General features: G+C 59.2%; 18 protein-coding genes. 11 read left to right on the forward strand and 7 right to left on the reverse strand.

Going from position 1 to position 21,459, the window contains the following annotated elements; genetic code table 11:
* Window position 1 precedes the first annotated feature (1 nt).
* The 8 genes from GSQ80_RS16645 (at window position 2) to GSQ80_RS16675 (ending at window position 9,973) form a co-directional block, all read left to right on the forward strand.
* Complete coding sequence (locus tag GSQ80_RS16645) at window positions 2-3,790, forward strand: carboxypeptidase-like regulatory domain-containing protein (RefSeq protein WP_158788803.1); 3,789 nt, start codon at window positions 2-4, stop codon at window positions 3,788-3,790.
* A 113-nt stretch (window positions 3,791-3,903) separates the two neighbouring features.
* Window positions 3,904-6,462, forward strand: a complete 2,559-nt coding sequence (locus GSQ80_RS16650; RefSeq protein ID WP_158788804.1) for a glycoside hydrolase family 31 protein — start codon at window positions 3,904-3,906, stop codon at window positions 6,460-6,462.
* Between the two features lie 180 nt (window positions 6,463-6,642).
* Window positions 6,643-7,014 carry a hypothetical protein gene (locus GSQ80_RS23100; RefSeq protein ID WP_216850396.1) on the forward strand — a complete coding sequence of 124 codons (372 nt, stop codon included), beginning with the start codon at window positions 6,643-6,645 and terminating at the stop codon, window positions 7,012-7,014.
* Between the two features lie 12 nt (window positions 7,015-7,026).
* Window positions 7,027-7,221: a hypothetical protein gene (locus GSQ80_RS23105; protein ID WP_216850398.1), complete on the forward strand. Its 195-nt coding sequence runs from the start codon at window positions 7,027-7,029 to the stop codon at window positions 7,219-7,221.
* Window positions 7,222-7,394: 173 nt separating this feature from the next.
* On the forward strand, window positions 7,395-8,432 hold the full coding sequence (locus GSQ80_RS16660; protein ID WP_158788805.1) for a 6-phosphofructokinase: 1,038 nt from the start codon (window positions 7,395-7,397) through the stop codon (window positions 8,430-8,432).
* Window positions 8,433-8,614: 182 nt separating this feature from the next.
* Complete coding sequence (locus GSQ80_RS16665; protein ID WP_158788806.1) at window positions 8,615-9,064, forward strand: hypothetical protein; 450 nt, start codon at window positions 8,615-8,617, stop codon at window positions 9,062-9,064.
* Window positions 9,048-9,605: an RNA polymerase sigma factor gene (locus tag GSQ80_RS16670; RefSeq protein ID WP_158788807.1), complete on the forward strand. Its 558-nt coding sequence runs from the start codon at window positions 9,048-9,050 to the stop codon at window positions 9,603-9,605. The genes GSQ80_RS16665 and GSQ80_RS16670 overlap by 17 nt, the downstream gene beginning before the upstream one ends.
* Window positions 9,602-9,973 carry a hypothetical protein gene (locus tag GSQ80_RS16675; RefSeq protein WP_158788808.1) on the forward strand — a complete coding sequence of 124 codons (372 nt, stop codon included), beginning with the start codon at window positions 9,602-9,604 and terminating at the stop codon, window positions 9,971-9,973. Before GSQ80_RS16670 ends, GSQ80_RS16675 begins: the two co-directional genes overlap by 4 nt.
* Window positions 9,974-10,015: 42 nt before the next feature.
* On the opposite strand, the gene GSQ80_RS16680 is transcribed toward GSQ80_RS16675, so the two are convergent.
* Window positions 10,016-12,151 carry a PP2C family protein-serine/threonine phosphatase gene (locus GSQ80_RS16680; RefSeq protein WP_158788809.1) on the reverse strand — a complete coding sequence of 712 codons (2,136 nt, stop codon included), beginning with the start codon at window positions 12,149-12,151 and terminating at the stop codon, window positions 10,016-10,018.
* Window positions 12,152-12,250: 99 nt separating this feature from the next.
* Here GSQ80_RS16680 and GSQ80_RS16685 point away from each other — a divergent pair, with 99 nt between their 5' ends.
* Entirely contained in the window at window positions 12,251-13,057 is an 807-nt protein-coding gene (locus tag GSQ80_RS16685; RefSeq protein WP_158788810.1) for a GAF domain-containing protein, read from the forward strand.
* Here GSQ80_RS16685 and GSQ80_RS16690 read toward each other — a convergent pair.
* Entirely contained in the window at window positions 13,054-13,455 is a 402-nt protein-coding gene (locus GSQ80_RS16690; protein WP_158788811.1) for a DUF1801 domain-containing protein, read from the reverse strand. The genes GSQ80_RS16685 and GSQ80_RS16690 overlap by 4 nt on opposite strands.
* A complete protein-coding gene (locus tag GSQ80_RS16695) occupies window positions 13,452-14,012 on the reverse strand; it encodes a DinB family protein (protein WP_158788812.1) in 561 nt (186 codons plus the stop codon). Before GSQ80_RS16695 ends, GSQ80_RS16690 begins: the two co-directional genes overlap by 4 nt.
* A 173-nt stretch (window positions 14,013-14,185) precedes the next feature.
* Here GSQ80_RS16695 and GSQ80_RS16700 point away from each other — a divergent pair, with 173 nt between their 5' ends.
* Window positions 14,186-14,791 carry a TetR/AcrR family transcriptional regulator gene (locus GSQ80_RS16700; RefSeq protein ID WP_158788813.1) on the forward strand — a complete coding sequence of 202 codons (606 nt, stop codon included), beginning with the start codon at window positions 14,186-14,188 and terminating at the stop codon, window positions 14,789-14,791.
* A complete protein-coding gene (locus GSQ80_RS16705; RefSeq protein WP_158788814.1) occupies window positions 14,775-16,214 on the forward strand; it encodes a nitrilase-related carbon-nitrogen hydrolase in 1,440 nt (479 codons plus the stop codon). Before GSQ80_RS16700 ends, GSQ80_RS16705 begins: the two co-directional genes overlap by 17 nt.
* Window positions 16,215-16,289: 75 nt before the next feature.
* Here the strand turns inward: GSQ80_RS16705 and GSQ80_RS16710 are convergent, their stop codons facing one another.
* The 4 genes from GSQ80_RS16710 to topA all read right to left on the reverse strand — a co-directional run bounded on the left by GSQ80_RS16710 (window position 16,290) and on the right by topA (window position 21,401).
* Window positions 16,290-16,439 (reverse strand): hypothetical protein, encoded by a 150-nt coding sequence (locus GSQ80_RS16710; protein WP_158788815.1) that lies wholly within the window; start codon window positions 16,437-16,439, stop codon window positions 16,290-16,292.
* 70 nt (window positions 16,440-16,509) lie between these two features.
* Window positions 16,510-17,607 carry an ankyrin repeat domain-containing protein gene (locus GSQ80_RS16715; RefSeq protein WP_158788816.1) on the reverse strand — a complete coding sequence of 366 codons (1,098 nt, stop codon included), beginning with the start codon at window positions 17,605-17,607 and terminating at the stop codon, window positions 16,510-16,512.
* Window positions 17,608-17,988: 381 nt separating this feature from the next.
* Entirely contained in the window at window positions 17,989-18,276 is a 288-nt protein-coding gene (locus GSQ80_RS16720) for a DUF427 domain-containing protein (RefSeq protein ID WP_158788817.1), read from the reverse strand.
* Between the two features lie 188 nt (window positions 18,277-18,464).
* Complete coding sequence (gene topA / locus GSQ80_RS16725; protein ID WP_158788818.1) at window positions 18,465-21,401, reverse strand: type I DNA topoisomerase; 2,937 nt, start codon at window positions 21,399-21,401, stop codon at window positions 18,465-18,467.
* Between the last annotated feature and the right edge of the window lie 58 nt (window positions 21,402-21,459).

Below are 21,459 nucleotides of genomic sequence, written 5' to 3' on the forward strand. Positions count from 1 at the left end.
CATGAAGCGCAATCTTATAGAGGTGGAAACCGCTCGCCCGTGGTTCGTATGTAGAGGCCGGGGCTTCCTCAATCTTTCCGTCTGTTTAATACTGCTGGCGATGCTGAGCAGCCCGGCGCATGCACAGGTGGGCGCGGCATCTCTGAGCGGCACCGTCGAAGATACGACCGGCGCAAGCGTTCCGGGCGCAACGGTCACGATCCAGAACACAGCCAGTGGTTTGCAGCGGCATCTGCAGAGCAATAGCGCCGGTGAGTTCTCGTTCTCGGCAGTTCCCAGCGGCGACTACAAAGTGACCATCGAACACGCCGGATTCAAGCAGTTGGTGCGCCCCGCAATCCACCTGAACGCGGGCGACAGTATCGCGCTGACGGACCTGCAACTTACCGTCGGGGATGTGAGCCAGAGCGTCACGGTCAGCACGACAACCGCGGGTTTGCCGCTGGACAGCGGCCAGTTGAGCTCGACGATCACGGCCGGCGACCTGGATAGGTTGTCCATCGTTGGGCGCGATGCGACCGAGTTGGAAAGCATTCTGCCAGGGTTTGCAATCCGCAATCTGGGGTCGACCAACGCGGCACCGGACTTCAGCCAGGTACAAATAGGCCAGCCAACGCCCTATGCATCGAACGGCTCACCGGTAGCAGGCATCACCCTCAAGCTGGATGGCGCAAGTCTGACGGACGCTGGAAACTTTGGCGCGGCGCTGATGAATATAGACGATGCCTTTGTGAGCGAGGTGCAGGTGCAGACCTCGAACTTCGGCGCAGATCAGTCAAATGGTCCCGTGATCATTCAGGGTGTGACGAAGTCGGGCACGGACAAGTATCACGGAAGCGTCTATACGTATGCACGCACCTATCAGCTGGACGCGAACGACTGGCTGGCGAATTACAACGGTCTGGCGCGGCCGGAAGATCGCTACATCTATCCGGGCGGCACGATCAGCGGACCGATTCCCCACACCAAGAAGGTGACGTTCTTTGCAGGCGCCGAGTATGACGCGCAGCGCAATATCTACGCGTACGGCAGCTCCGGCAGCGCGATTATTCATGCGCTGGTTCCGACACAGGCGCTGCGCAATGGCGACTTCAGCCAGGCCGCACTGGACAATTTCCTTGGGCCGGAAGCAACGAACGGAAATTATGGCACGTTCAATGTGGCGCCTACCTATGGCGACGATCGCACGCCTTTGACCAACGGCAATATCGCGCCCTGGCTTGACCCCGGCGCCATGGCGCTCGTGAATGGCACACTCCCGTTGCCGACCCGGACGCAGACGGGTACGGATGGATTCAACTGGGACCAACAGAACCTGGTAAATAACAATGTCAGTCAATTTGTCGGGCGCGTGGATTACAACATCACCCCACGCAATATTTTCTTTGCGCGCTACAGCTTTGAAAAGCAAAAGCAGGGGCAGCCGGAGGTTCCGTATTACTCGCCCGCGTCGTCGAGCGTGATGGGCGGCGTCAACACACCCGGCTACGGCGTAAATAACGACGTGTGGGTACACAGCGGTTCGATCAACTATGTAACCCAATTCACGCCGACGCTGACCAATGAGATGTATGCAACCATCACGTCGTTCCTGCAGTCCTTTGACGCACGCGACATCTCTGCACTGCAGAAGGGCGCGATCGATTATCCATACAACGGTGCGTTCGCCAATAACGACACGCAGTATCCGCAGCTCGGCACGTATACGACCTACGGCGGCTTGCCGTTGGGCTTGTGGCCGGACTACTCAGAAAATCCGCTCGAGCTGAAGAAGCTGCAACCGAATATAGGCGATAACCTGACCAAGGTCTGGGGCAAGCATGTGGTGAAGATCGGCATCTTCAGCCAACGCACCAGCAACAACCAGACCGCGACCAATCCATCCACCAACGGCATCATCCAGAATTATTACTACGGACCTGCCGGAACCTACTTTGCGGATTACAACGGGACGTATCCGGATGGATCGCCGGCGTACGGCAATCCGCACTTCAACAGCGGCAATGCTTTGGCGAACTTCTTTGAAGGCCAGATCCAGGACTGGCATCAGCAGAACTTCAATCCATATACTGACCTGTATTTCTGGAACACTGACTTCTACGCCCAGGACACCTGGCGCGTAGCATCGAACTTTGTGCTGACGTATGGCGCGCGCATCAGCAAACTTGGTGCGTGGCAGGATGCACATGGGATTGGTGCATCGGTCTGGATCCCGTCGCTGTATACCTCGGAATACAACGCAACAACGAACCCGCTGCCAGGCCTCACGTGGCACGGAAATAATCCTTCCATCCCGAACTCCGGCGTAGGCACCCCCCCGGTTTATTTTGAGCCGCGGTTCGGGTTCTCATTCGATGTCTTCAAAACCGGCAAGACGGTGATACGTGGCGGTGCCGGCGTCTACCGCTTCCATGATTCGGTAACGGACGTGGCCAACGAGTTCGCTCTGGCAGAGAATGTTCGATACACCGATCTGCAAGGCTTTGGCGGCAACACGCTGAAAGGCGTCAGCTCGCTCCAACTGGATCCTTACACGTACGGCAACACCGGCCCGGGCAGCACGGAAACTTATATCTCGCCGTCGACAATCTATGGCCTCGACCCGAGCGACAACAACGAACCGGTAACGAATAACTACAGTCTGAGTGTGGCGCAACAGCTGCCCGGCCGCTGGATTCTGCAGATCTCCTACGCCGGCAATAACACCAACTCGATGATGAATAACGGCACGACGCAGGCGGTTGTACTCAACAATGTGAACGCTATTCCAGTGGGCACCCTGTTTACCCCAACCGCAGCAGCGGCCATCAATGCGGGCGCTGGCTATAACGCCTGCGATCCGACAGGCTGCACACCGCAACAGGCAGCAAGTCTGGATAACATCTATAACTACCCGGGCGATAAGGCGGTGCAGAAGGCGCGACCGTTCCCAAACTACAGCCAAATCCTGGTCCCGCGTCATAACACCTTCGCGAACTATAACGGCCTGCAGATCGTGGCAGTCAAGCAGATCGGGAGGCTGAACTTCAATGTGAACTATTCATACTCCAAAGCGCTCGGCATTCTCGGGTCGGCGGCCGACTTCAACTGGACTGCCGGTATGGATCCATTCAATTTACTGAATAACTACGGGCCGCTGAACTTCGACCGTTCGCAAATTCTCAACCTGAGCTATTCGTATCAAACTGGCAGGTTCACGGATAAGCGTGTGCTGGGCGCGCTCATTAACGGGTGGCTGATCTCAGGCATCACGAACCTCCAGAGTGGACCGAACATGCAGACGGGCGTCAGCGCCTCGCCGGGTTACTACCTCCAGGGAAACATCGGCCAGGGAGCGACTGCCTATCCAGTCGAGTCGCAGTCGATCCTTGGAACGCCCGACGTCAACCTGCAGCCGAGGCTAACCTGCAATCCGGCAAAGGGACTGGTGGCGCATCAGTATCTCAACCCGAACTGCTTTGCGCTGCCGTCGATTGGAACCAACGGCCAGTACATTGAGCCCTACGCTCACGGACCGGGATTCTTCAATACGGACCTGACTCTGGAGAAGACCTTCCATATCGGTGGAACCAGGACTCTGCGTCTGCGCTACGCGGCGTTCAACTTCATCAACCACCCGCTGAACAGCTTTGGCACCGGATACGCATCGCAGACCACACTGCAGTTGAGCGATACGTCTCCGAATGGAACGCCTGAAACGGCAACGTATGACCCGAGCGAAGGCTTCGGGTCGGCTCCGCTCAAGCTTGGACGGCGCATCTCTGAAGTGTCATTAGTGTTCAGCTTCTAACCTGGGCTCTGGCCGCGGCGGTGGAGACACCGTCGCGGCCCTTGCTTCCTTGATTGGCAACGCCGCAGCTCGGCGGCGCCTCGGTAGACCTGTTGGATTTTGTGGAGAAGCAAATGCCCGGACGAAGAGTCACCGGTTCGTTCAGTTCGCTCTTTCTCTGTGCTACGGTCGCAGGTTTTTGCGTGTCGGCGCAAACCCGTCCGGCAACCCCGTCGGGAATTGCTTCGTTTTCGTCGATCACCAGCGCATCACCACTTCCGAACGGAGTCGAGTTGCATCATGGCGATCTGGTGATGCAAATTACAGCGCTGCGAGAAGATGTGTTGCGTATTCGCGCCTCAAATACGGGCGCACTGCCTGAAGATGCGAGTTGGGCAGTTCTGGCTGAGGCCCGAGCCGCGTCGGTAAACGTGACCCAGGATAGCGACGAGAACACCGTGACATTTCACACTGCCGCGTTGCATGTCTCCATCAATCGCGCTACGGGACTTATGACGTTGACGGATTCGACGGGTACAGTTTTGCGGCAGGATGCAGAGCCGATGCAGTTCGATGGCAACGGCTTTCGTCTCGCGGATACGATGCCCGCAGACGAGCATTACTTCGGTCTCGGTGACAAGACGGGAGCCTTCGATCATCGCGAGGCGGCCTTTCGTTTATGGAATACCGATGCATATGGTTGGCAGGAGTCGACCGACCCGCTCTACAAAAGCATTCCGTTTTATCTGACGTATCGCGCGGGGGTATCGCTCGGCGTGCTGATCGATAACACCTGGCCGTCATCATTCGACTTTGGCAAGACGGTCGGTAATACGGTGCAGTATCGCGCAGAAGGCGGCCCGGCGAACATCTACATTCTGTACGGGCCTTCCGCAAAGGAAGTGCTAAAGAGCTATGCATGGCTGACTGGGCCGACTCCGCTTCCGCCCCTATGGACATTGGGTTTCCAGCAGTCGCGCTACAGCTACATGACGCAGGATCGCGTGCTGCAGGTCGCCGAGCAGCTGCGTAAAGACAAGATTCCTTCCGACGCCGTATACCTTGACATTGATTACCAGGAGAAGAACCGTCCCTTCACGATTAACAAGGACGCGTTTCCGGACATGGCAGCAATGGTGAAGACACTCCATGCGGAAAAGTTCCACGTGGTCGCAATCACGGATCTACATATCCCGTTCCTCCCCGGACAGGATTATCCGCCCTTCAATAGTGGCGTCGCCGGCGATGAGTTTGTAAAAAACTCGGACGGAACGACGTTCGTGGGCAAGGTTTGGCCCGGGCCCAGCGTGTTTCCGGATTTCACGAGGGCGCAGACGCGTGCATGGTGGGGAACGCTCTACAAGAACCTTGCACAGATTGGGATCGACGGATTCTGGAATGACATGAATGAGCCTTCAGTGTTCAACGATCTCAAAACTATGCCATGCTCGGCGGTGCATCGCATCGACGAACCAGGCTTTGCGATACGCACGGCGACGCATTGCGAGATCCATAACGTATACGGAATGGAAAACTCGCGTGCAACATTCGAAGGCCAACTTGCCCTGAAGCCAGACGTCCGGCCGTTCGTCCTGACACGAGCTTCGTATGCAGGAGGACAGCGGTATGCGGCGACATGGACCGGCGACAACTCCGCCACCTGGAATCATTTGCGTCTGACGACATCGATGCTAAAAAATCTGGGGCTCAGCGGATTTGCCCTTGCCGGAGCCGATGTAGGAGGCTACGCGGGAACGCCCACGCCCGAGCTGCTCACCAAGTGGCTTGAAATCGCAGCGTTTCAGCCGATCGATCGCGACCATGCGGAGAAGGGCACGGGAGATCACGAAGTGTGGGCCAACGGACCAGCGCAGGAAGACATCCGGCGCCGCTTCATCGAAACTCGCTACCGGCTCCTTCCCTACCTTTACACCGTGACGGAAGAAGATACGCATACGGGACTGCCGCTGTTGAGGCCGCTGTTTCTCGAGTTTCCAGATGCGGCTGCAGATCGGCATCCGCTGGACGTTGATCTCAATACGTCAGGGGAGTTCATGGTGGGACCGGATCTGTTGGTTGCTGCGCCAGCTTTTGAAGACCAGTCCGGTGATTACGAGGCAACACTTCCCTCCCGTGGCTGGTATGACTTTTGGACCGGCCGACAGGTGGCGGAGGGCCTGGAAAAGGTGCAGGCCGGTGGGCTCCAGCCCGAGTCCGCGCTGGGGCCGGTCCTGCTGGCAGTGCGCGTTCATCGCGACTTGTCCACGCTCCCGGTCTTCGTCAGGCCGGGAACAATCCTTCCGATCGAGCCGCTTGTGCAGAGCACCGAAGAGCAGCCCTCCGGTCCACTGACGTTGCGTGTATTTCCGGGCCCGAACTGCGGCGGACATCTCTATCAGGATGATGGAACGAGCTTCGCCTACAAACGGGGTGAATTTCTGCAGATGGCCTTTTCCTGTCAAACCTCGGAAAATCAAACCGGGATAACCATACACATCGGAAAACATGCTGGAAGCTATCCGGCGTGGTGGAACGAGATCGCGGTGCAGGTGAACGGGTTGTCAACCAGACCCTCATCCGTGACCGTGAATGGAAAACCTGCAAACTTCACCTATGCGGACACCTCGGCCACCATCGTAGCGAAGGACAGCGGGGATGGCATCGACGTTGTCGTGGAGTCCACTGCCCATTAGAGAAACGAAAGTCACGTCTCACGGCGCTTAGGTCTGCAAAACATGGCATGCCTGCAGGCAAAGCTTCCGCGGCCGGTGTGCGACGAATCTGCCAAACACCGAAAAAGAATTGGGCGCGTACACCGATATGCCTCTACAATTCGTATCTGCGTGTAATCGCCAAGACTGAGGGACCTGAAAATGGCCGAGAAAACGATCATCGAAAAAGCCGCTATGGCAGTTGGCTACGGAATTGCCATGGCAGAAGATGTGGCTGGCGCGGCCAAAACGGCGGTTGGCGCGGCGGTGACGACAGTGACAGAAGTCTTGCATAAAGCCCCTGCCGCGAAGGCTCCGGTTAAGCAGGCCGTCAAAAAAGCGCCCACAAAGAAGGTCGCAAAGAAGGCCGCAAAGAAAGCACCCGTCAAGAAAACCATCAAGAAACCCGTGGCCAAAACGGCGGGTAAGAAGTCAACCCCGAAGAATGCTGCCAAAAAGGTTGCCGCCAAGAAGACGCCGGCGAAGAAAGCCGTAAAGAAAGCCGTAAAGAAGACTGCCCAACGGCGGAAATAACTGTGAGGAACTATGGCGAACGATAAGGCAAAGAAGAAGGCTGTGAAGAAGGTTGAAAAGGCCGTCAGAAAAGCCGTTAAAAAGGGCGTAACCGAGAATGCAGTAGAGGAAGCGGTCGGCCTTGGCTTATCTAAACCCCCCATCAAGAAAAAGGCAGTCGGCAAAGCGGCAGTAGCTGAGGATACGCAGGCTGCAAAAAGAGCCTGACACTGTACCTGCTTCTTCCCTTCAGTTGCGCCAACTCAAGGAACTCCTCCCGCAATGCCGGATTCTCGAGCGCGCATTCGTCAGCGCGCGCCCCTACCCGTGTAACACCCAATCCCACTATCGCCGTCCGCGCAGGACCGTTATCATCTTCAAGGTCGACTTGGAGGTATGAAATGCGTATTGGAATGCTCACCGGTGGTGGAGATTGCCCCGGACTCAACGCCGTCATCCGCGCCGTAGTGCGCAAAGGCATCCTCCACTACAACGACGAATTCATCGGCTTCCTCGAAGGCTGGCGCGGCGTCATCGACGACCGAACCATGCCCCTCGACCTCGTCACCACCACCGGCATCCTGCAGCGCGGTGGCACCATCCTCCGCTCCTCCCGCACCAACGTCAAAAAAATCGAAGGCGGCTTCGAGCGCTGTCTCGAAGTCATCGCCCTCCACAAGCTCGACGCCCTCATCGCCATGGGCGGCGACGACACCCAGTCCATCTCGGTCGAACTCGCCAAGCGAAACATCAACGTAGTCGGCGTCCCCAAGACCATCGACAACGACCTCTCCGGCACCGACGCCTGCTTCGGATTCGACACCGCCGTCACCATTGCCACCGAAGCCATCGACCGCCTCCACTCCACCACCGAAGCCCACAGCCGCGTCCAGGTTGTCGAAGTCATGGGCCGCGACGCCGGCTGGATCGCCGTCACCTCCGGCATCGCCGGCGGCGCCGACGTCATCCTCGCCCCCGAAAATCCCATCGACATCGACGACGTAGTCCGCCTCCTCCGCGCCCGCTGGGAAAGCGGCAAGCGCTTCGCCATCGTCGTCGTCGCCGAAGGCGCGAAGCTCCCCGAACACACCGGCCAAACCTCCGTCGGCACCAAGCTCGACTCCTTCGGCCACGTCCGCCTCAGCGGCATCGGCCAGGTCCTCGCCGAAGAAATAGAAAAGCGCACCGGCTACGAAACCCGCAGCGTCAACCTCGGCCACACCCAGCGCGGCGGAACCCCCACGGCCTACGACCGCATGCTAGCCACCCGCTACGGCATCGCCGCCATCGACCTCGTCCACCAAGGCAAATTCGGCCAACTCGTCGTCCTAAAAGGCACGCAAATTTCCACCATCCCCATCGCCGACGCCATCGCCAAAACCCGCACCGTCACCCCCGACCTCTTCGAAGTAATCAAAAGCCTCCAGCCCCAACCCTGACCCGCAACATGTCAGCCGCCCCACCCGTACGCGCTTTTGCGGACGGGTGGAAAACGGTGCATGTCTTCTCCACCAATCACCACCAAATTAATTCTCGCCGTCCGCGCAGGACCTGTTAACCAAAGCCCTCCCCAGCCGTTGTACAGAGTGAACACCTACTCATCGGTTAAACAAGGAGCGCCATGAATAACGCCATCGACTCGATCGCTACCGGCTTTACGATCTGCTGGATCATCTGGGTCGTCTTCACCAACGTCCGTCGCTTCCTGATCGCCAAAACCAAGGCCAGCCTCCAGGAAAAAGTTCTCCAACGCATCGACTCCTCCGACGCCCTCACCTCCCTAGCCGCCAACGAATCCGGCCGCCGCTTCCTCGAGTCCATCACCGTCGAAGAAAACAAAGTCAGCTCCCCCTTCGGCCGCATCCTCTTCGGCGTCCAGGCCGGCCTCGTCCTGCTCTGCTTCGGCGTCGCCATTCTCACCCTCCACCGCCACATCTACGATCCCGCCGGAGGCTTTATCATCGTAGGCACTGGAGGCATCGGTCTTGGACTCGGCTTTCTCACTGCTTCGGCTGCCAGCCTCTTCGTATCCCGCAAGCTCGGGCTCATCAGCCGTGAATCGCGCGGTTGATCCCACCACCGCAGCCATGCCCAGCTCGCTAGAGCACGCTGCCGCCCCGGCCGCCGTTCTCAGCGAGCTGGCCTTTCAGCGTCTCTACGACACCAACGCCACCTCCATCCACAGCTACCTCCTCGCCGTCTCCGCCCGCCGCGATGTAGCCGACGACCTCCTGCAAGAAACCTTCTGCCGCCTCCTCCTCCACCCAAAATCCACCGCCCATCTCGACACCCTCGAGCTCCGCCGCTACCTCTTCCGCATCGCCACCAACCTCCTCCGCGACCGCCACCGCTCTGGCGATACCACCCCCTTCGCCGACCCGCCCGAGCCCACCACGCATCCCTCCCTCGACAACACAATCGACATCCGCACCATGCTCCAACACCTCAAGCCCCGCGACCGCGAGCTCCTCTGGCTCGCTTACGTCGAAGGCATGGACCACACAGAAATCTCCCAAGCCACCGGCCTCAACCGCCTCAGCGTGCGAACCCTCCTCTTCCGCGCCCGCAACAAAGCAAAACAATTCCTAACTCCCGCGAGAGCTTCCCTATGACCCCCCACGACCAGTCCCCCAACCCCACCAACCCAGCGCCCAACGACGACCAACTCCGTCGCGTCTTCCGCACCTACGCCGCCGCCCTCTCCGCCGAGCACACCCCGCCGCCCGCCACCGCCATCCTCTTCCGCGCCGAACGCCGCCGCCGCCGCGCCGCCATCCAGCGCGCCGAGCGCCCCCTCCTCATCATGCAGACCCTCGGTGTCCTCTCCGCAGTCTTCGCCGCCGCGTGGCTCCTCTACCGCTTCGCCCCACACACCTTTCCCACACTCAACTCCACAACCCTCGCCCTTTCCATCGCCTGCACCACCCTGGTCCTCGCCGGCTGCTGGACCATGCTCCGCGCCAGCCGTCCCTCCGCTTAGCTCACCTGGAACTTCGGGTGCCCATTCATGAAGGCCCCATCGTCATGAGTGGGATTGCACAACATCATCGTCATCACGCGAAGCCTCTCGCCGTCCGCGCAGGACCCGCGTCAGCGTGAGCACGGTAATATCGTCATCCTGCCCAAATCCCTCTGCAGCCTCTGCAACCACCTCAGCCGACTCCACACTCAGCGCCGTCGTCCGCTCAAACCCCAGCAGCGTACCCGACGCATCGCGTGCCTCCACCACCCCATCCGTCACCATCGTCAACTGCTCTCCGACCGCAATCTTAAACGTCGTCTCCGCATAAGCCGGTGACCAAACAATCCCCAGCGGCAGTCCCGTCTCGAGCACAAGTTCCCTACCCGCAAGATACGGCGAAATGTGTCCAGCATTCGCCATCGTCAAACTCCCATCCGGATCCGCGCGCAACACCAGGCACGTCGTAAATCCTCCGTTACTTCTCCCAATCAATCGCTGATTCATCGCCGCCATCATCGCGCCCGGACTCCGCGTGTAATGCGCCAGCGTACGCAGCGTCCCTACCAGTAGCGACACCAGCATCGCCGCCGGCATGCCCTTGCCGCTCACATCGCCAACCACCACCAGCACACTCCCATCCGCCAGCGGAATCACCTGAAAGAAATCTCCACCCACCTCCCCATACGGCTTGTACACCGACTGGATCGCATACCCCGGAATGTCCGGCGCATTCTCCGGAATCAACACCTGCTGCACCGCGCGCGCATTCCGATACTCCTGCAGCATCACGCCCTGCCGCTGCCCCTGCTCCACCATGTACTCATACAGCGCATACACAATCGCGCACACCAACAGCAGCGACAGCACCGCCGGCATCGACACCTCAACGCCCGCAATCGTGAACATCGGATTCATCATTCGGTCGCCAAACGTCAGCCGCGTAAACCGCTCGCCCTGCACCGCCGTGTGATGCACCACGAAATACATATCCGACAAAAACGCCGCGATCGCCACAAACTTCCGCGCCGGATTCATCTTCTTCCGGAATGCAAGTGCGATCAGCACAAAAGGAAACACCGCCGGCGCCGAGAATCCAAGCGTAGCCAACGCATCCAGCACCTCAAACAGCAGGATGTGCGCACCTCGATGCGGCATGTCGAACACCAGGCCATCGCCGATCACAGAGCACAACGTGATCCACGCAAGAACCTTCGTCCACTTCACCAGCGTGGGATATTGATCCAGGTCAAGCAGATACAGCAGCAGAAACCACAGCGCCACATCTTCCATCGAGTGAAACGTCGGCCCATAGAAACCAGCGATCAGCGGCCAATTCAGCAGCCACGGAAACAGCGTCTGGTCCAGCGCGATCCAAAGCGTCGACGACAACAGAAACGCGAACATCCAGAACAGCACCTTGCGGTCGCGAAACCGCAGCCACACCACCAAAGCCAGCAACGACAGCTGCCCGTACATCACAATCTGCGCAATGGTCAGCAGCCTGCTCCTCAACAGCACCGCCCGTTCCCTGGCAGCCAAATCGCCGATCGCCTCTGTGCTCCCAATCCGCGGCACCGCCACTAACCCAATTTGGTTTCCGGGCGACGTCGAATCCATCGGTTCCGTCGAAGCGCGAAACGCCAACACCCCACGCTCCGGCTTTCCCAATCGAAAAACCGCTGCCCCCGACGAGTTGATCATTGTCGGCGCGGGCATAGCATCCGTCCGCCCAATCAACCGCCCGTTCCAATACACCTCGTACGCGCACGACGTGTCCGGCACATACACGGCCACATCCTCAATCGCCCCACTCAAATCCTTAAAGTCGATCGTCCGCCGATACCATGCCCGCCCCGCATAGGCCCAGTGCCCCTGATCGCCCCACGCCCGGCTGACATCAATCGTCTCCCACCCCGAATCATCAAACCCCGGCGCCGCCCACGCCAAATCATCGCCCGCACGAAACTGCCAAGGCCCATCCACAGCAACCGTCCCGCGCCCCAGCCCCTCCGCCACGAACGCGCCATGCGCAGCGCCAGCACCAGCCTGCGCCCGCAACTCACCCACACCAAACAATAAAAGGGCAACCACGCAAAATGCGCGAAACACTCGACCACTGGGAGACATGCGGAAAGCATACCCCAGCCACCGTATCCAGGCAGTCGAAAATGTCTTCCCAGGAAACCCCTCGGTCATCGATCACCACAACACCCACGCAGCCAATCTGCGCCACTAAGCCCTAATCTCGGATGAGCGACAATCTCCACCAAACTGAAGCATAATCAGAAGAACAACATGGGAACCCTCTCCATCGACGTAAAAGAAACCGGCCTCGAGGTCATCGACCTCCTCGACGACCCCGCCTTCGTGGCCCGGCGCATCCACTCACGCGACGCCCTCGCCCAGATGGCTGGCATGCGTCGCCTCGCGCACGCCTTCGTCGAGCATCCCGACGACATCCTCCAGGAACTCGTCCGCGCCGCCATCGATCTCTGCGGTGCCGACAGCGCCGCCATCAGCGTAGTCAAAGAAAATGGCACCGACGCCGAGTTCTACCACTGGGTCGCCAGCGCCGGTGTCTACGCCGGCTTCCTCAACGCCATGCTCCCCCGCTACCCCAGCGCCTGCGGCATCTGCCTCGAGCGCGGCCGCCCCCAAGTCATTCGCGTCCTTCCAAAATTCTTCGAGCTCCTCGGCGTCGAGGCCCCGCCCGTCACCGACGGCCTCCTCCTTCCCTGGCACGTCGAAGGCGTTCAGGGCACCATCTTCGTCATGGCCCACCAACGCACCCAGGCCTTCGACATGGAAGATCTCCGCATGATGGAAACCCTCGCCGACTTCGCCGCCATGGCCATGCTGCAACTAAAGCAGCGCGCTCAACTCCTCGAAAAATCCTCTGCAGCCGCTGCCGCCACCATGGCCAACGATCTCGCTCACCAGATCAACAATCCCCTCCAGGCCCTCACCAACATCCTCTTCCTAGCGCAACAGCAGCCCGAAACAAGCGGCGAACGCACTCTCGCCACCGAGCTAGCCCCAGACTTCCAGCGCCTCTCCACCTTGGTCCAGAAACTTCTAGCTCTCCCCGTCACCAAGTCCTAGCCGTTCTCCACCCGCGCCTTAATATCCGCATACGCCGCCGCAATCAGCGTACGCAGCGCAACCTCGTGCGCATCCCCTCCCGGCCGCAGCTTCACATGCCGCATGAACTTACCCGTCCCCTGCAACAACCCACCCGGATCCTTCAACCCCGCGCCCTGAAAGAACCCCACATTCACATGCGCCGTAAACACGTTCACATACGCAAACGGCACATCCCCCAAACACGCCACCGGACATCCATCGTGCAGGACTTCCCGCACCTCATCCCCACATCGCCGCATCAGCTCAAACCACCGCCGCGCAATCTCCCCCAGCTCCCCCGCATGCGCTAGCAACCACGCATCAATCGCAGGATCGTGCTCCACCGTCCCATCCAATCGCAGCAGCTCCGTCTTCATCGCACGTCCATCACCTGCAGATCCACCGAGCTAATCCGCAGCCGCTCTAACTGAAATTGATGATGATACAAATGCCCCGAGAAATGATTCAGCACGTCTCCCACCGTCATCCACCCTGCAAACGGATGATGAAACACCCCGCAACGAACATCCTCAGGCCCCAACCCTTCTAACACCCCACGCAAATCCGCCCGCGCCGCTTCCCAACGTCCCGCGATCTCCGCCAGCGTAGTCTGTGTATCCGGAAGGATCATCTCCGCACCAGCCGGCACCTTGAAACTTTGATCCGAACGTAGTGCCCGGTCCAGCGCGGCAATCCCCGGCCGCCCCTCATCCCCCAGTGCATACGGATCCCGCAACCCAGCCCGCACATCCTCAATCGTCCCAGCCTCCGCTCGCACCACGTGATCCAGCACCTCCACCGCTGACCACGCACCCGCCACCGGCCGAAAGCCCAACCGCCCCGACGGCCACTCCCCAAGTTCCACGATCAACTCCGCGCGTTCCCTCTCCAACTCATAAAACATACGAGAACACTCCACGAGCTCGATAGCCATAACCCGCGTCCTCCCCCAATCCTCGTTACACCCGAAATTCTACGGTCACCAACCTGCCGCCGTATAGCCTCCATCACCCAAGGCTAAATCTGTGATTCTCAACATCCAATAAACCCCACTTGCAAACAATCGGGTATACGGTGTATACAGTGGTTAGTATACGGTGTAGACCTATGAGCCGATCAACCAAACCCGCTACCCCAAAGCCAACCACTTCCGACGCTATCCTCGCGGCCGCGCGAGACCTCCTCGATCGCAAAGGGGTTGCCGCCGTCGCCATGCGTCCCGTCGCCGAAAAAGTCGGCATTACCCCCATGGCCATCTATCGCCACTTTGCCGACCGCGCCAGCCTCCTCAACGCCGTCGCCGACGACGGCTTCCAGGCCCTCGCCGCCCAGCTCCAGTCCATCCACCTCAAGGGCGACGTCGAACATCGCCTCATGCAGGTGGGCGAAGTCTTCCTCGACGCCGCGCTGCAATCCCCCAACCTCTACGAGCTCATGTTCCTCGTCCCCCGCGAAGGCGCGCGCGTCTATCCCCGGGACTTCAAGGCCCGCCGCTCCCCGACCTTCAACCCCACTGTAACCATCCTCGAACAGGCCATGCGCGCCGGCGAGCTGCAAACCGACGACGCGGTAGAGATTGCCTTCGAGCTAAGCGCGCTCTCGCATGGCCTCATCGTGCTTTATCTAGGCGACCGTATTGCCCAGACCGAAAAGCAATTCCGCAAGCTTTACCAACGTTGTTTCAGGAGATACCTCAATGGTCTTCGTCCATAAACGTCCCATCCTCGCCGCGACTTTCACTGTCCTCACCACGACCGCTCTGCTTCTCGTCGGCAATGGTATGAACCCCGTATGGCCCGTGATGTGGATAGCCTTCATCCCCGTACTGGTGCTCGCCGCAGAGACAACCTCGTGGCGCATCGCCGCCGCCGCCGCCGCTCTCTCCATCTTTTTAAGCAGCTTCACCATGCTCTACTACCTCTATTTCGTGCTGGGCGCCCCGCTAAGGGCATGGCTCATACCGTTTTCGATCGCCTCGCTGCTCTTCGCCGCAGGCGTCCTTCTTTTCCGCGTACTGCTCCATCGCGGCGCCGTCTTCAGCGCAGTCATCGCCCTGCCAGCGTTCTGGTCCGTCGTCGAATATCTCGCCAGCTTCGCCCCCACCAACGGCACAGCCGGCAGCCTCGCCTACACGCAGGAACACTTTTTGCCCATCCTGCAAGTCGCGTCGCTCACTGGCCCGTGGGGCATCAGCTTTTTGCTGCTTCTGTTTCCGACCGCCATCGCCACCGCTCTGTATCTCCACCGCCGAAGCCTGCCGCACGCAACGCTCATCACAGGATCGACCTTCGCCATTCTTGCCGCGGCGATCATCTTCGGCGCCATCCGCCTCGCCACACCAACCTCGAAGCAGACCATCAAGGTAGGTCTCCTCGACACCGACACCGTAGTCTTCGCGCAACAGCCCACCGAAATGCAAGCCCTCGCCCAAAGCTACGCTGACCACGCCGAGAGCCTCGCCCGCCAGGGCGCAACCATCATCGTAATGCCTGAGAAGACCGGCCTTCTGCTCAGCAGCAACACGCAGACCATCGACCCAATCCTGCAGTCTGTAGCCAACCGCACCGGCGCAACGCTCATCCTCGGCGTCCTCCATGTAGTCGCTCCCGACTCTTTCAACGAGGCGCGCATATACACCCCGAACCAGCCCATCACCACCTACGACAAGCAGCACATGCTCCCGCCATTTGAATCGGACCTCAAGCCCGGCACCGCGCTCACCCTGCTCTCGAACTCACCAGCGCCCATCGGCGTCGCCATCTGCAAAGACATGGACTTCATCTACCCAGCGCTCGACTACGGACGCGCCGGCATCGACCTGCTACTCGATCCAGCCTGGGACTTCAACATCGACCGCGCCTGGCACGGCCACATCGCCATCATGCGTGGCGTAGAAGGCGGATACGCCATCGCGCACGCAGCCAAGAGTGGATTCCTCACCGTCACCGACGATCGCGGCCGCATCCTCGGCGAGACTCGAACCAACACCGCGCCCTTCGCCTCGCTACTCGTCGACGTCCCGCTGCATCATGACCGCACTCTGTTCGACCGCTACGGCGCATGGTTCCCCCGGCTCGCAGCTCTGCTCCTCCTCGCCGCCGTCATACGCTTATGGTCTACACCTCGTTCGGCATAAACACGCCCCATTGAAGCGACACCAAAACTTCCTGCTATCTATCCGCATGTGTCGCCTCATCACCCTCACCCGCCACTAGCATTTGCAGTTGCCGTTGCCGTGGTCTTGTCTTTTGCCTTGGCTTTGCTTTTGCCTTTGCTTTCTGGCTGTCATCCCGTAGGGATCTGCTTCTTCTTTTGTTGTTGCTGTTGCCGTTGCCGCTGCTTTTGCTTTTCTGGTTGTCATCCCGCAGGGATCTACTTCTTCTTTTGCGGCTGCCTTAGTCTTTGCTCGAAGCTCTATTCGCCGAGTCCAATCAATTCCCGCCGTCCGCGCAGGACCGAAGATACTCCTCCACCTCCGTCTTCCCCGCATGCGCCGCCCAGTCCGCCGGAGTTCCACCGAACATCGTGTCTTTCCAATCCAGCCGAGCGCCCCGTCCCACCAACAACCGCACCACCTCCTCATGCCCCGCCAGCGCCGCCTGGTGCAGAGGCGTCGCATGAACATGTCCGCCCGACGGATTGTAGCGATTCGGATCTTCCCCCGCCTCTAGCAGCGCGCGCACGATCTCGGTGTGACCAAACTGAGCAGCCACCGCAAGCGCCAGCCAACGATCGTCCGCGGTCGCTGTTTTAAGTTTTCGACCAAACTCATCCGCACGCCCAAGCGCAGCCGCGACCACCGCGTCCACCTTCGCCCCTTGGTCCATCAACGCCAGCACCGCATCATGTTCGTCGAGAATCGCAGCCGGCCGAATCGCCTCGTCCGGATCCGCTCCATACTCACAGAGCAACGCAATCAACTCGCGCGTCATCTTGCACTCCCGCGCAACGCTACCCGTAGCCACCAGCATCAGCGTCTCATCGCGCGCCGCCTTGTCTGCTCCCACCTCCAATAGCACCCGAGTCACCTCGACAATGTTCGGCGGCAGCTTGCCATGCCGCACGGGATTCTCCGCGACAAACTCAAGCAGCGTAGGCGACCGGAAATAATTCTTCCCTTCAAACAGCACATGTTGTTTCACCAGCTTCGGATGAGCTTGCAACAGTCTTCTCAAACCGACCGCATCGCCAGCATCCAGCAGATCCACCGCCCGACGAAACGTCGGATCCTCAATACGCTCGTGATGCGGCAAGTCGAGCCGATCAGCCAGGGTCGGCCTCTCCACATGCCGCTTCAGCCGTGCCCAAGTCGCGAACCCATGCGAACGCGCAACCGTAAGCTGTGCATCGCTCAGGCGGAAGCTAGCATTAAAAATCTCCGCATCCCCACAAGGTTCGAACCGCGGATGAAACTCGCGAATCCTATGCGCAGCTTCCGGCAGACGCGCCGCACGCTGCTTCAGCAGATCTTTAGCTTGATGTTTCAAATGTTCGAGGTTTGGCTTCGGAGGGAGAACGCGTACCGGCATAACGAACTTCCTTTCGCTCGCCCGGGTCCGCTTACGATGGGCAGAAAGTGAGTTCGTCGTCGACGCGCTGCAAAACAACCAGGTGGACTTCTGTCCTTCCCGCGGACCGGATGCGCCCTTAGCGCACCCTCAGACTAGCACGCAGCAAACCAGCCCGCACTCGCTCCATCTGTCCCGAAATGGGCGCGCAACTGCGCCAAATGACCCACGTAAAGGAAACTTGACTGCCAGTCTCCAAAACCATCGAAATCCGCTATCCGAAACCAGGCTAAAGCAGCCGCTGCGTAACCCGAAACCCACCTAAGCCGCGCAAAAAAGATCGCCCCAGCGGGGCGATCTTTGTACTGCCAGTCCAGAATAACTTTCGCTACCGGCCCGCAACTAACTGGGGATAATCTCAACTCCGCGCCAGAACGCCACATGATGCTTGACGGTCTTCGCCGCAGATTTTGGATTCGGGTAATACCATGCCGCATCCGGGTTTTCCTGTCCATCCACAAGCACCGTGTAATACCGTGCCATACCCTTCCATGGGCAGTTCGAACTAGTCGAACTGGGACGCAGAAATGCCCTGTTTACAGTCTCTTCCGGGAAATAAATGTTCCCTTCAACGGTCTCTACCTTGTCGCTTTCAGCAATCGTCTGTCCGTTCCAAATCGCCTTTGCCATATACGCCCTTCCAATAGTTTCAGTCAGTTGCAGCGACCAGACGTCCTCGCACATGCGAAGCAGTAGAAAGCGTCCAAGTCGCAGTTGGAGCCGCGTGCCTCTACCTTTATACCATAAACCTACTGGAAACGGGAAGTCCTCTGCGCGATTCCTCCAGAACCCCATATCCTTTCGTGCAAACTAGAGTTCTACGCTACCGCCTCCACCACCGCACGCGTCTTCTCCGGATCCGGACGATGCCGTTCCGGCGCCTCCTCCTTCACCTTTGGAGGTCCTATCTTCTTCTCATAGCCGCAGTTAGGAGCAGTCGCAACATCCTCTTCCTTCGCCCCCTTACGCGGCCGCCGCTTCGGCAACGCCTCACGATTATTCGGGCAAATCAGGAACGTCCCCTCAGCATTCGCATACTCCACCAAATAAGCCGAATCGCACTTCGGGCAAGTCTCATTCACCAGCTTCTGATTGCTGGTAAAGTCGCACTTCGGATACCGCGTGCACCCATAGAACGTGTCGCCACGCTTGTTCTTGCGCACCGCAACCTCGCCGCCGCACTTCGGACAAGGCACCTCTAACAGCTCTTGTTTCACATACTTGCACTTCGGATACCCCGAGCAAGCAATGAACTCCCCATACTGCCCATCGCGTTGGAGCAATGGCTTTCCGCATTTGGGGCAAGGCTCTTCCAAGACTACCGGCGGCTTCGACTGCACCTTCTGCGTCAGCTTCCGAATCGTCTTGCACGGCGGATCCTCGTTATACCCGGGGCAAGCCATAAACGGCCCCCACGGCCCATTCCGCAGCACCATCGTCCGTCCGCAGTTATCGCAAAACTCCTCTTCCTGCTCCGCATCCTGAGCCTCAGGCGAGTTCAAATCCGGCTTAGCCGCAAAATTCTCCTTGGTAAAGTCGCAGCTCTCCGGCTCCACGACCAGCTTATTCCCCTGCCCAGCAGCCGCCTGCAGCGCCGCAATCAGCTCCGCCTTGTCCCCAACCTTGGTGCTCGACTCAGTCGTATCCTCATTCATTGCCTTCACATACATCGGGAACTCGAATGTATCCAGCACCTTCTTCACCGCCGCCTTGGGGTCCTTCTTCAGCGGCCCCTGCGCCACGGTAATGGGCTTCACCTTGGTAAAGTTCGAGCACGAATAGAAGCTCCCAAACTTGCCCCACTTCAAAATCAACGGAGCTCCGCACTTCTCGCATATCTCATCGGTAGCCTGCTCCATCGCCTTGATGTCTTCCATCCCCGTCTCGGCGACCTTCAGCTCCTTCTCAAAGTGCGTATAGAACCCATTCAGCAGGTCCGTCCACTTCTCCGTCCCCTCTTCCACTGCATCCAGCTCGCTCTCCAGCTGAGCCGTATAGCCGGTCTCAAAGATGTACGGAAAGTTCTTCACCAGCAGCTCCGTTACGACCATCCCAATCTCGGTCGGAACCAGCTTCTGCGCGAGCTTCTTCACATAATCGCGCTCCTGGATAGTATTGATAATGGACGCATACGTCGACGGCCGCCCAATCCCCTTCTCCTCCAGCGTCTTCACCAAACTCGCCTCATTGAACCGCGGCGGAGGCTGCGTAAACTTCTGCTGCGGATCCAGCCGCACCCGCTCCAAACCCTGCCCATCCTTTAACTCCGGCAGCCGCCGATCCGCCGAGCTCTCCTCCGACGTCGAATCCTTCGCCCCCTCGGCATCCTCCGCATCCGCGCTCTGCGAGATCTGCTTCTTCTCCGCAGCCTCCGCCTTCGCCTCTGCAGCCGCTCGCAAGGCCTTCGCCTTCTTCGTCTCTTCCTCAAACCGCAGCCAGCCATCGAACTTCAGAATGCTGCCCGTCGTCCGGAAGTCATACGTCGCCTCGGCCTTAGCCTCAATCTCCACGGTCGTCTGGTCGAACACCGCAGCCGTCATCTGGCTCGTGACCGCGCGCTCCCAGATCAGCTTATACAGCCGATATTGTTCATCCGAAAGATACTTCCGCACCTCATCCGGAACGAAGCTAACGTTCGTCGGACGAATGGCCTCGTGGGCCTCCTGCGCATCCTTCTTGCTCTTATAAATATTCGCTTTTTCGGGTAAATATTTCCCGCCAAACTTCTTATTCACCCACTCGCGAATCTCCTTCACTGCATCCGCGCTCATGTTGGTAGAGTCGGTTCGCATGTAGGTAATAAGTCCAACCGTGCCTTCACTTCCCAGCTCGATGCCCTCATACAGCCGTTGCGCCACGCCCATCGTGCGCCGCACATTGAAGCCCAGCCGCCCCGCCGCCTGCTGCTGCAACTGGCTAGTCGTAAAAGGAGCACGCGGGTTCTGCCGCCGCTCCTTCTTCTCAATCGACTTCACCCGCCACGTCGCGCGCTCCAGCTGCTCCATCACCTCATCGACAGCGCCCTTATCCGGCAGCGCATTCGACAGGAAAACCTCTTTCCCATCCGCATCCGTGCCATTCGACACGCGAATCGGCAACCCCTGCACGCCCACCATGCGCGCTGTAAACTCCTGGCCGCCCTTCGACGGAGAAAGCACCGCATCTATATTCCAGTACTCCACCGCCTGGAACGCATTAATCTCCCGCTCGCGCTCCACGATCAGCCGCAGCGCCACAGTCTGCACACGCCCTGCGCTCAGCCCGCGTTTCACCTTGTCCCAGAGCAGCGGAGAGATCTGATAACCCACCAACCGATCTAGCACCCGCCGCGTCTGCTGCGCATCCACCAAATTCTCGTCCACATCCCGCGTATGCCCAAACGCAGCCGTAACCGCCTTCTTCGTAATCTCGTTGAACGTCACCCGCCGCATGTTGCTCTTATTTCGAATAGCCGGCAGCAGCTGGAACTTCAAGTGCGCAGCAATTGCCTCGCCCTCGCGATCAGGATCGGCCGCCAGAAACACAAAGTCACTCTTCGCCGCCAGCTTCTTCAGACGGTCCACCACCTTCTCTTTGCCTGGAGACACGATCAGCGTCGGCTCAAACGTCCGATGCTTCAGCTCCACGCCAATATCGTTCTTGGGCAGGTCCATGATGTGCCCAATCGAGGCCTCCACCACGTAGTCGCTGCCGAGATACTTCCCGATCGTCTTCGCCTTCGCCGGCGACTCAACGATCACCAGATTCTTTGCCATACCGCACACCCATTCATAGACGTACGGCAAAAGCCGCGTCTATGTTTCCAATTCCCTT

Source organism: Granulicella sp. L46 (genome assembly GCF_009765785.1).
Taxonomy (GTDB): domain Bacteria; phylum Acidobacteriota; class Terriglobia; order Terriglobales; family Acidobacteriaceae; genus Granulicella.

What these genes read in the sequence shown, in the direction of transcription:
- GSQ80_RS16710 (WP_158788815.1), bottom strand. Translation starts at nt 16,439, where the DNA reads ATGACAACCAGAAAAGCAAAAGCAGCGGCAACGGCAACAGCAACAACA.
- GSQ80_RS16700 (WP_158788813.1), top strand. Translation starts at nt 14,186, where the DNA reads ATGAGCCGATCAACCAAACCCGCTACCCCAAAGCCAACCACTTCCGAC.
- GSQ80_RS16720 (WP_158788817.1), bottom strand. Translation starts at nt 18,276, where the DNA reads ATGGCAAAGGCGATTTGGAACGGACAGACGATTGCTGAAAGCGACAAG.
- GSQ80_RS23100 (WP_216850396.1), top strand. Translation starts at nt 6,643, where the DNA reads ATGGCCGAGAAAACGATCATCGAAAAAGCCGCTATGGCAGTTGGCTAC.
- GSQ80_RS16705 (WP_158788814.1), top strand. Translation starts at nt 14,775, where the DNA reads ATGGTCTTCGTCCATAAACGTCCCATCCTCGCCGCGACTTTCACTGTC.
- GSQ80_RS16690 (WP_158788811.1), bottom strand. Translation starts at nt 13,455, where the DNA reads ATGAAGACGGAGCTGCTGCGATTGGATGGGACGGTGGAGCACGATCCT.
- topA (WP_158788818.1), bottom strand. Translation starts at nt 21,401, where the DNA reads ATGGCAAAGAATCTGGTGATCGTTGAGTCGCCGGCGAAGGCGAAGACG.
- GSQ80_RS16645 (WP_158788803.1), top strand. Translation starts at nt 2, where the DNA reads ATGAAGCGCAATCTTATAGAGGTGGAAACCGCTCGCCCGTGGTTCGTA.
- GSQ80_RS16660 (WP_158788805.1), top strand. Translation starts at nt 7,395, where the DNA reads ATGCGTATTGGAATGCTCACCGGTGGTGGAGATTGCCCCGGACTCAAC.
- GSQ80_RS16715 (WP_158788816.1), bottom strand. Translation starts at nt 17,607, where the DNA reads ATGCCGGTACGCGTTCTCCCTCCGAAGCCAAACCTCGAACATTTGAAA.
- GSQ80_RS23105 (WP_216850398.1), top strand. Translation starts at nt 7,027, where the DNA reads ATGGCGAACGATAAGGCAAAGAAGAAGGCTGTGAAGAAGGTTGAAAAG.
- GSQ80_RS16695 (WP_158788812.1), bottom strand. Translation starts at nt 14,012, where the DNA reads ATGGCTATCGAGCTCGTGGAGTGTTCTCGTATGTTTTATGAGTTGGAG.
- GSQ80_RS16680 (WP_158788809.1), bottom strand. Translation starts at nt 12,151, where the DNA reads ATGACCGAGGGGTTTCCTGGGAAGACATTTTCGACTGCCTGGATACGG.
- GSQ80_RS16665 (WP_158788806.1), top strand. Translation starts at nt 8,615, where the DNA reads ATGAATAACGCCATCGACTCGATCGCTACCGGCTTTACGATCTGCTGG.
- GSQ80_RS16675 (WP_158788808.1), top strand. Translation starts at nt 9,602, where the DNA reads ATGACCCCCCACGACCAGTCCCCCAACCCCACCAACCCAGCGCCCAAC.
- GSQ80_RS16685 (WP_158788810.1), top strand. Translation starts at nt 12,251, where the DNA reads ATGGGAACCCTCTCCATCGACGTAAAAGAAACCGGCCTCGAGGTCATC.
- GSQ80_RS16650 (WP_158788804.1), top strand. Translation starts at nt 3,904, where the DNA reads ATGCCCGGACGAAGAGTCACCGGTTCGTTCAGTTCGCTCTTTCTCTGT.